This window comes from Ramlibacter sp. (assembly GCF_028291745.1).
Taxonomy (GTDB): Bacteria; Pseudomonadota; Gammaproteobacteria; order Burkholderiales; family Burkholderiaceae_C; genus Ramlibacter.
On the sequence record NZ_JAQGNQ010000026.1, the window covers coordinates 21,873 to 30,964 of the forward strand.

Consider the following 9,092-nt stretch of genomic DNA (forward strand, 5'->3'; position numbering starts at 1 on the left):
TGCGGCAGCCCACCGGGCTGGGGGGAGCGAAAAAGCAGACAGCCGTACGGGGGAGAAGCAGTGATCAAGGTGCTCGCTGGTGTCCGGGTGCTGGAGCACGGCACCTTCATCACGGGGCCCGCGGCCGCCATGCTGCTGGCCGACCTGGGGGCCGACGTCGTGAAGGTGGAATTGCCCGGCACCGGCGATCCGTTTCGCGCGTTCAACGGCGGCCTTTATTCGCCGCATTACCAGACCGTCAATCGCAACAAGCGCAGCGTCACGCTCGATACCCGGCAGCCCGCGGACCGGGAGAAGTTCGATGCGCTGGTGCAGGACGCCGACGTCTACCTGCAGAACTTCCGGCCCGGCTTTGCGGAGCAGATCGGCACCGGCTGCGAGCGCTTGCGCGGCATCAATCCGCAACTGATCTATTGCGCCATCAGCGGCTTCGGCGTCACCGGGCCGGCGGCGCAGCGCCCCGCCTACGACAGCGTCGCGCAGGCGGCCAGCGGCTTCCTCGGCCTGCTGGTGAATCCGGGCAATCCGCGCGTGACCGGCCCGGCCATCGCCGACCTGGTCACCGGCTTCTATGCCGCCTACGGCATCCTCGGTGCCCTCGTCGAGCGCGAGAAGACGGGCACCGCGCGCCGCATCGACCTCTCGATGTTCGAGGCGATGACGCACTTCAATCTCGATGCGTTCCAGCACCTGTTCTCCGCCGACGAGGTGATGGGGCCCTATAGCCGGCCGAGCGTGTCGCAGTCCTATGTGCTGGAGTGCGCCGACGGCAAGTGGCTGGCGCTGCACATGTCGTCGCCGGAGAAGTTCTGGCAGGGCCTGGCCACGGCGATGGAGCGGCACGACATCTTCCAGGACGAGCGCTTCGCCAGCCGCCCGGCCCGCATCGCGCACCAGGAGGACCTGATCCAGGTGCTGCGGCCGATCTTCCGCCAGCACGAAAGGCGGGAATGGTGCCGCAGGCTGGAAGCCAACGACGTGCCGCATTCCCCTATGTACACCACGGCAGAAGTTCCTGACGATCCCCAGGCCAGGCATCTGCAGTTGTTCGTGGAGACCGGGCATCCGCTGGGGGGCACCTTCCGCACCGTGCGTTCGCCGGTCTCCTTCGACGGGGAGCGGCCGCTGCAAGTGAGCGCGCCGCCGGTGCTGGGCGAACACAACGAGGAACTGGCGCACGGCTGGCAGCCGCGCGCCACGCCCGCCAAGGAGACCAGCGAGTGAGCCTGCGCAGGAACTCGTCGCCTTCAAGCGCAGTGAAATCGGCAAGTGTCCGAGCTGGTCAGACGCTCGGGCGCGCACGTGGATCAGATCCGCAGGCATCGCACACCAGGAGACCCGCATGACCCTCACCCGCCGCCAACTTCTCCGCGCCAGCGGCGCCGCCGGCAGCGCGCTCGCCTTGCCCGTGCTGGCGCAGGCGCCCGCGGGCCAGCCGATTCGCGTGGGCAGCACGCTCGCCCTGACGGGGCCGCTCTCCGCCACCGCGCTCACGCACAAGCTGGTGGGCGAGATCTACGTCGAGCAATTGAACAAGCGGGGCGGCCTGCTCGGTCGCCCTGTGCAATGGATCGTGAAGGACGACCAGTCCAAGCCCGAGCTCGCGCGGACGCTGTACGAGCAGCTGGTGACCAGCGACAAGGTCGACCTGCTGATGGGCCCGTATGCCACCGGCGCCATCCTGTCGGCGATGGGCGTCGCGCAGCGCTACAACAAGGTGCTGGTCCACCACACCTTCGGCATCCCGTCGCTGGCCAAATACGACATGCAGTTCCCGGCCTGGGCACTCGGCCCGGACCCCGGCAACACGGTGTCGAGCACGCTGTTCGACATGTTGGCTGCCTCCAAGAACCCGCCGAAGACGATCGCCATCGTCACCAGCAAATTCCCGTCGGTGCACTTCCTCTCGCTCGCCGGTCGCGAGGTGGCCAAGAAGCGCGGGCTGAAGGAAGTGCTGTTTCTCGAGTGGGAGTTCGGCAACCGCGACTTCGGCCCGATCGCCGCGCGCGTGAAGGACGCCAACCCCGACCTGGTGTGGATCGGCGACATCGGCCTGGAAGGCAACATGCTGCTCGATGCGATGAAGAAGATCGACTATTCGCCGCCGCTGCACTTCCATATCTACCCCGCGCCCGGGCCGATGACCAAGGCGCCCGACGCCGACCACGCGCTGGCGCTGACCATCTTCGAGGAGCACCAGCCCTTCCTGAACCAGCCGATGGCCGCGGAGTTTGTCAAGACCTTCAACGAGCGCGCCGCCGCCGCCGGCCTGCCCGACACGCACGTCGAGGTGCAGGCGGCCGCCTCGTATTCGGCGTGGCAGATCCTCGAGGCCGGCGTGAAGGGCGCCAACAGTCTGGACGATCGCAAGATCGCCGAGTACCTGCGCAAGAACAAGGTCGACACCATCCAGGGCAAGCTGCGTTTCGACGGGCCGGGCAACTACGGCGACGACCTGATGAAGATCAAGCAGGTGCAGGGCGGCACGTGGAAGGTGGTGTGGCCCACCGCCTTCGCCGCCCCCGGCGCGACGCTGCAGACACGCTGAGCCCAGCGCGCATGATGCTTCCCAGCCTCAACCTGCTGCTGCAGTCCATCCTCTCGGGCATCTTCATCGGCGCCCTGTATGGACTCATCGGGCTGGGACTGGGCCTCACCTGGGGCCTGCTGCGGCAGATCAATCTGTCGCACTTCGGGCTGGTGTTCCTGGGCGGCTATCTCAGCTACCAGATGTCCACGGCGTGGCACCTCGATCCGCTGCTGGCGCTGGTCATCGTGCCACCGGTGTTCTTCGTCATCGGCGTGGCCATGCAGTGGGTGCTCTCGCGCTTTGCCATCACGCCCTTCAATTCCCTGCTGGTCACCTTCGGCATCACGGTGATGATCGAGAGCGCGATCCAGGGCATCTGGACGGCGGACTACCGCCGGCTCGAGTCGCACTACAGCGACCTGAAGTTCACGATCGGCAAGCTGTACGTGCCGGTGCCCGAATTGCTGACGCTCACCCTCGCGGTGGGACTTTCCTTCGCGGTCTGGGCCGGCATGCGTTACACCGACCTGGGCAAGGCCTTGCGCGCGATGGCGGAGGACGGCCCGATCGCCGCGGCCTTCGGCATCGACGCGCGCACGATGTCGCTGGTGCTCGCGGGCGGCTGCGCCGCGCTGGCGGGCGTCGCGGGCGTCTGCCTGGCACTGACCTTCACGCTGACGCCTTCGCAGATCTTCGCCTGGGTCGGCGTGGTGTTCGCGGCCGTGATGCTGGGCGGCCTGGGCAGCGCGCTCGGCCCGCTGGTGGCCGGCGTGATCATCGGCGTGAGCGAGGCGATCACGATGGCCGTGGCCTCGCCCTCGTGGGCGCCGATCGTGTCCTTCTCGCTGCTCATCGCGATGCTGCTGGTGCGCCCCGGAGTGGCGCGGTGAAGCGGCCGGTGGCGGCGATCCTGCTGGCCGGCCTGGCGCTGGCCACGGTGCCGTGGCTGGGCCTCCCCGCGTTCTACGAATCGATCCTGTACCTGGTGTGCCACTGGGTGGTGCTGGCCGTGTCGTGGAACATCCTGTCCGGGTACTCGGGCTACTTCTCCTTCGGGCACGGCGCCTTCTTCGGGGTTGGCATGTACACGACGGCGGTGCTGGCGGGAAAGCTGGATCTGCCCTTCCTCGCGACGCTGCCGTTCGCTGCTGCCGTGCCGGCGCTGCTCGGTGTCGGCATCGGGTTCGTGGTGTTCCGCGTCAAGGCGGTGCGTGGCGAGCTGTTCGCGCTGCTCACGCTGGCAGTCACCTTCGTGGTGGCCACCATCATCCTCAACACGCCCATCGACGGCGGACCGGGCATCTATCTCAACGCGGTGGCCGTCCCGAAGCTCGGGCCGACCGCCTCCTCGTCGATCTATCTGATGGCGCTGATCGCCGCGGTGGGCACGCTGCTGGTCGCCTGGCGCGTGCAGATGTCGCGACTCGGACTCGGCCTCTGTGCCATCCACGACGACGAGGACGTGGCGGAGGTGATGGGCGTGCCCACCTTCCGCTACAAGCTGCAGGCTTTCGCGCTCTCGTGCGCGCTGGCGGGCCTGGCCGGCGGCATCGACGCGCTGTTCGTCTCGTACGTGACCACGGGCGAGACCTTCAACATCACCGTGCCGCTGACGGTGGTCCTCATGAGCGTGCTCGGTGGCACGCGTCATTGGGCCGGACCGGCCGTGGGCGCGACGGCGATCACCGGGCTGCTGTATTACTTCACCGCCGGCGAGCATGCGGTGGCCGGGCGTGCCGCGGTGGGCGCGATCCTGGTGGTGGTGATCCTCTTCCTGCCGGAAGGCATCCTCGGGCGCGTGCGGCGCAAGCGCGGGCTACCGGTGCAGCCGGTCGAGGAGACTCTGCCGCCCGCACCGGATCCCGAGCGCCACCCCGACGCCAGGGCCTTCCAGCGACTGCGCGTGCATCGCGGCGAGGCCTTGCTGGAAGTGCGCGAGCTGTCGAAATCCTTCAAGGGCGTGCAGGCGCTGGATGCCGTGAGCCTGGAGGTGCGGCAGGGCGAGATCCTCGGGCTGCTCGGGCCCAACGGCTCGGGCAAGTCGACCTTCATCAACGTGGCGAGCGGGCATTTCCCGGTGTCGGCCGGCCGCATCCTGTTCGACGGCCAGGACATCACCGGCGTACCCGCGCACCGGAAGGCGCGCGCCGGCATCGCCCGCACCTACCAGATCCCGCGGCCCTTCGGCCACATGACGGTGCTGCAGAACGTCTCGCTGGTGGCGATGTTCGGCTGCACCGCCCTGAACGAAAAGGAGGCGGCGCGCGAGGCCTGGAAGTGGCTGGAGTTCACCGGCCTGCAGGCGCGCGCGCACGCGCTGCCGCAGGAGCTGAACCTGCACCAGCGCAAGTTCCTGGAACTGGCGCGCGCGCTGGCGGGCCGGCCGCGCCTGGTGCTGCTGGACGAAGTGCTGTCGGGGTTGACACCGGGCGAGATCAACGAGGCGATCGCCTTGATCCGCCGCATCCGCGAGCAGGGATCGACCATCGTCTTCGTGGAGCACGTGATGCGCGCCGTGATGGCGCTGACCGACCGCATCGTCGTGCTGAACCACGGCAAGCTGATCGCGCAGGGCCAGGCGAGCGAGGTGATGCAGGACGCGGAAGTCGTGAACGCCTATCTCGGCAAGGCCGCCTATGCTTGAAGTGGTCCACCTGCAGGCGGCCTATGGCGCGGCACCGGCGCTGTGGGATGTGTCGCTCGAAGTGGCAAGCGGCGAACTGGTCTGCGTGGTGGGCCCGAACGGCGCCGGCAAGAGCACGCTGATCAACGTGATCGCCGGCCTGCACCGCGCGCGCGCCGGCCGCTTGCTGTTCGACCGGCAGGACATCACGCAGCTGCCGAACCATCGCTTCTGCGGCACCGGCATCGCCATCGTGCCCGAGGGCCGGCGGCTTTTCACCGGCATGACGGTGCAGGACAACCTGGAATTGGGCAGCTATCTGGCGTACGCGAAGGCGCGGCGTGCCGAATCGCTGGCGCAGGTGCTCGCCTTGTTTCCGGCCTTGAAGCCGAAGCTGCGCAGCGCCGCGGGATCGCTTTCGGGCGGGCAACAGCAGATGGTGGCGATCGGCCGCGCGATGATGAGCGTTCCCAAATTGCTGCTGCTGGACGAGCCTTCGCTGGGACTGGCTCCCGCGGTGGTGCTGGACATGTTCCGGACGATCCGGGCCATCAATGCGCAAGGCACGTCGGTGTTGCTGGTCGAACAGAACGTCGCGCTGGCCATGCAAATCGCGCGGCGTGCGTATGTGATGGAAGAAGGGCGCATCGTGGCGCAGGGGCTTGCGCAGGATCTGCTGGAACGGCCGGAAATACGCAGGGCTTATCTGGGGGTGGAGGCGCATTGAGGGACCCTTCGCCAGCACCTCGCCAGAGTCCCCCATCCCCAGGAAATCGACATGCACGAACAGGCCACCAGGAAACGCCGCATCCTCCTCATCGCGCTCGCTCTCGCCTGCACGGTCTCGATGGCGCACGCGCAGTCCTTCCCCACCAAACCCGTGCGCATCGTCGTGCCCCAGCCGCCCGGCGGCGGCTTCGACCAGGTCGGCCGGTTGCTGGCCGAGCGCATGGCGCGCGTCACGGGGCAGAGCTTCATCGTCGACAACCGCACCGGATCGGGCACCCTCGTGGGCACCGATGCTGCGGCCAAGGCGCCGGCCGATGGCTACACGCTGCTGGTGGGATCGATCTCGAATCTCGCGCTCAATCCCGGCCTCTACCCAAACCTGCCTTACGACAGCCTGCGCGACTTCGAGCCCATTGGGCTGATCGTGAGCTACAGCTACACGCTGGTCGCGCGCAAGGACCTGCCGTTCAACACCTTGCAGGAAGTGCTGGCCTATGCCAGGGCCAATCCCGGCAAGCTCAATTACGCGTCGGCCGGCAATGGCTCCGGCCAACATGTGTTGGCCGCCGCCTTGTGGCACCTGGCGAACGTCAACCTGACGCACGTCCCTTATCGCGGGGCGCAGCCGGCGTACCAGGACCTGCTCGGTGGCCGCGTGGACCTGTTCTTCGACTTGTCGCCCACCGCGCGTGGCCAGGTGGACGCCGGCAATGTGCGCGCGCTGGCGGTATCCGGCGCGGCGCGCAACAGCATGCACCCGCAGGTGCCCACCGTGCAGGAAACCGGCGCGGCGCCGCTCGAACTCGAGTCCTGGTTCGGGCTCTTCGCGCCCGCGAAGACGCCGCCCGAAGTGCTGCAGAAACTGCGCGCCGACTTTGCCAAGGTGGCGGCCATGCCCGAGGTGCAGGAGACGCTGCTGAAGACCGGCGGCAAGCCGATGGCGTTGATCGGCGATGATGCGCGGGCGCTGGTGAAACGCGACGTGGACCACTGGGCCAAGCTGGTGAAGACGCTTGCCATCCGCGCCGAATGACGTTCCTTCCAACCCACGAGATCAGACGAACACCATGAAGATACTCGGCATCTCCGGCAGCCTGCGCCAGGGCTCCTACAACTCGATGGCGCTGCGCGCAGCGCAGAAGCTTGCGCCGGCCGGCGTGACCTTGGACATCGCCGACATCGGCAGCATCCCTCTCTACAACGACGACGTGCGCGCGGCCGGCGAACCAGCGGCGGTGACGGCGCTGAAGGCGCAAGTGCGCGCCGCCGATGCGGTGCTGATCGCCACGCCGGAATACAACTTCTCGATCCCTGGCGTCCTGAAGAACACGCTGGACTGGCTCTCCCGCCCCCCCGAGCCGCCCTTCGACGGCAAGGTCGTCGCCCTGATGGGCGCGAGCCCCGGCCCGGTCGGCACGGCGCGCGTGCAATACGACCTGCGCAAGGTGCTGGTGTTCATGAACGCCTTCACCGTGAACAGGCCCGAAGTGTTCATCTCCTTTGCGCCAACCAAGTTCAACGCGCAGGGGGAACTGACCGATGAAGGCACCACCAAGTTCATTGGTGATCTGTTTGTCGCGATGCAGAATTTGAAGAAGCGGTTGGGGTGAGGGGGCGTTCCTCCTCCTGATGGGGAAGGCGGCGGCCAAGTTGCGGTGTGGGCTGCTGGGGCGGCGGGCGGCTGGCCGCGGCAAGGCAGTACGTCGCCTGCGCGTCAGTGGGGCGCGAGCGCTTCGGGTTCACCGGCCTCGACCCTGATTCGCAACTGCGGGGTTTCAGGTTCGGAATTCCGGGAGTTGATATTCCGCGGCGGCGGGACGATGGGAAGGCGAGTCAAGCACTTGGAGGTCGCGTTATGGCAGTCTTATTCGGCGCGTGCGGGGTTGTGGGGTGGGGTGTGCGGTCTACATTACGTTAGACGCCATGAGACCAGCCGCTCATCACGTGGTCGCAAGATCGCCTACCGAATTCGGCGATCGCGAGATCGACGACTTCGTTGCGTTCGTGCTGGCTGCCGGAGAGGTGAGTCCCGTCGGTTTGCGCGATCGGGTAATGAGGGCTCACACGGTGGCCTTCCTGCGTCGAGATGAGTGTCTTCTCGGAGTCGCGGGACTCAAGCGTCCCGAGCCCAGCTACCGAGCGCGCGTGGCGAAGAGCGCCGGGCTTTCACTTCCTCGAGAAGAGTTCGAGTTCGAGCTGGGGTGGATCTTCATTCTCCCGAGTGCACGAGGTACGAAACTTTCCTTTCCGCTATGCGAGCCTGTGATCCAGGCCGCGGGTGATGCCGGCATCTTCGCTACCTCCCGCGCGAGCAACACTGGCATGCATGTGACTCTGAAGAAGCTTGGTTTCTCGCGGAAGGGCGCAGAATGGCCGTCTAAACAGGTTGACGAAAACCTTCAATTGTTCGTGAACCATGCCGTCTAACAGGTCGTTCGACACGGACACACACCGGCAAGGCGCCGCAAGCCCTGCGCCGGAGCATACGTCTCGCGGCGCCTTGCCGGTGCGTGCCGGTCAACTCCGACGTTAACCCGCTATGGAAGAATTCGCCAAAAATCTGAGCTCCCTCTCGTGGTGGTTGGGCGTTGTCGCGGTAGGCATTGTTCTGAACGTGGGGAGCACCTACCTCAAGCGTCCGCTGGATGGCGTTCTTTCCACATTCTCGAACCGCTGGAACTCTCGCTCTCGCCGACTGCGGGAGGCGCGGGAAGCACGAATCGAGCAAGTCCGGCAAAGCGATCGCGAGCTCCAACTACTTATCGCAGACGAGTTGCGTGACCGCATCCGCGCCGTTCACACCACGCTGCTCGCCGTTTTCCTCATATTGTTCTACGTCTTTGTCCGGGTACGTGTTCCCTCCGCGCAAGCTCTCAACTCAGACATGGTTCTCGTCGTCGCATTGAAGGTCCTTTACTGGGGCTCTCTTCTCATGCTCTTCGTTTCCATGCGTTCGTTTATGCGTGCCATGTCTACCACATCGGTCCTCAGAGATGCAGCCTCTCAATGAGCAGCGGGTTAACAGGTCGATCGACACGGACGTCCTATCGGCGGGCGCCGCCCGCCTACTGTCCGCCGGTCATCTCCAACGTTGATATGGCTTAACTCTGTCAAGAGGCAAAGCTTTCCCCTCCGAGGACCTCGGACGTTTATTCGCTGGTCAAAGCGCCGCAGAGAGAACGCGACGGAGCCGGATGCAAAAGCGACGGT

Annotated in this window: 9 protein-coding genes; all 9 read left to right on the forward strand. The window is 66.4% G+C overall.

All coding sequences use genetic code 11. The features are described 5' to 3' along the window. Window positions 1-60 precede the first annotated feature (60 nt). The 9 genes from JWP60_RS04205 (at window position 61) to JWP60_RS04245 (ending at window position 8,892) form a co-directional block, all read left to right on the forward strand. The gene (locus JWP60_RS04205; protein ID WP_299786693.1) at window positions 61-1,224 is read left to right on the forward strand and encodes a CoA transferase; all 1,164 of its coding nucleotides are present in this window, start codon (window positions 61-63) and stop codon (window positions 1,222-1,224) included. Window positions 1,225-1,342: 118 nt separating this feature from the next. Beyond that, entirely contained in the window at window positions 1,343-2,548 is a 1,206-nt protein-coding gene (locus JWP60_RS04210; RefSeq protein WP_299786695.1) for an amino acid ABC transporter substrate-binding protein, read from the forward strand. An 11-nt stretch (window positions 2,549-2,559) separates the two neighbouring features. Beyond that, window positions 2,560-3,420, forward strand: a complete 861-nt coding sequence (locus JWP60_RS04215; RefSeq protein WP_299786697.1) for a branched-chain amino acid ABC transporter permease — start codon at window positions 2,560-2,562, stop codon at window positions 3,418-3,420. Further along, window positions 3,417-5,174, forward strand: coding sequence for a branched-chain amino acid ABC transporter ATP-binding protein/permease (locus JWP60_RS04220; RefSeq protein WP_299786699.1), 1,758 nt, complete (start codon window positions 3,417-3,419; stop codon window positions 5,172-5,174). Before JWP60_RS04215 ends, JWP60_RS04220 begins: the two co-directional genes overlap by 4 nt. Next, a complete protein-coding gene (locus JWP60_RS04225; protein WP_299786701.1) occupies window positions 5,167-5,880 on the forward strand; it encodes an ABC transporter ATP-binding protein in 714 nt (237 codons plus the stop codon). Before JWP60_RS04220 ends, JWP60_RS04225 begins: the two co-directional genes overlap by 8 nt. A 51-nt stretch (window positions 5,881-5,931) precedes the next feature. Then, complete coding sequence (locus JWP60_RS04230; RefSeq protein ID WP_299786703.1) at window positions 5,932-6,915, forward strand: tripartite tricarboxylate transporter substrate binding protein; 984 nt, start codon at window positions 5,932-5,934, stop codon at window positions 6,913-6,915. Beyond that, complete coding sequence (locus tag JWP60_RS04235) at window positions 6,896-7,492, forward strand: NADPH-dependent FMN reductase (RefSeq protein WP_299786705.1); 597 nt, start codon at window positions 6,896-6,898, stop codon at window positions 7,490-7,492. The genes JWP60_RS04230 and JWP60_RS04235 overlap by 20 nt, the downstream gene beginning before the upstream one ends. A gap of 313 nt (window positions 7,493-7,805) precedes the next feature. After that, window positions 7,806-8,309: a hypothetical protein gene (locus JWP60_RS04240; RefSeq protein ID WP_299786707.1), complete on the forward strand. Its 504-nt coding sequence runs from the start codon at window positions 7,806-7,808 to the stop codon at window positions 8,307-8,309. Between the two features lie 112 nt (window positions 8,310-8,421). Next, the gene (locus tag JWP60_RS04245; RefSeq protein WP_299786709.1) at window positions 8,422-8,892 is read left to right on the forward strand and encodes a hypothetical protein; all 471 of its coding nucleotides are present in this window, start codon (window positions 8,422-8,424) and stop codon (window positions 8,890-8,892) included. Window positions 8,893-9,092: the final 200 nt, after the last annotated feature.

Bases quoted from the DNA above. Each gene is read 5' to 3' on its own strand.
- JWP60_RS04215 (WP_299786697.1), top strand. From the start codon at position 2,560: ATGATGCTTCCCAGCCTCAACCTGCTGCTGCAGTCCATCCTCTCGGGC.
- JWP60_RS04245 (WP_299786709.1), top strand. From the start codon at position 8,422: ATGGAAGAATTCGCCAAAAATCTGAGCTCCCTCTCGTGGTGGTTGGGC.
- JWP60_RS04240 (WP_299786707.1), top strand. From the start codon at position 7,806: ATGAGACCAGCCGCTCATCACGTGGTCGCAAGATCGCCTACCGAATTC.
- JWP60_RS04230 (WP_299786703.1), top strand. From the start codon at position 5,932: ATGCACGAACAGGCCACCAGGAAACGCCGCATCCTCCTCATCGCGCTC.
- JWP60_RS04225 (WP_299786701.1), top strand. From the start codon at position 5,167: ATGCTTGAAGTGGTCCACCTGCAGGCGGCCTATGGCGCGGCACCGGCG.
- JWP60_RS04210 (WP_299786695.1), top strand. From the start codon at position 1,343: ATGACCCTCACCCGCCGCCAACTTCTCCGCGCCAGCGGCGCCGCCGGC.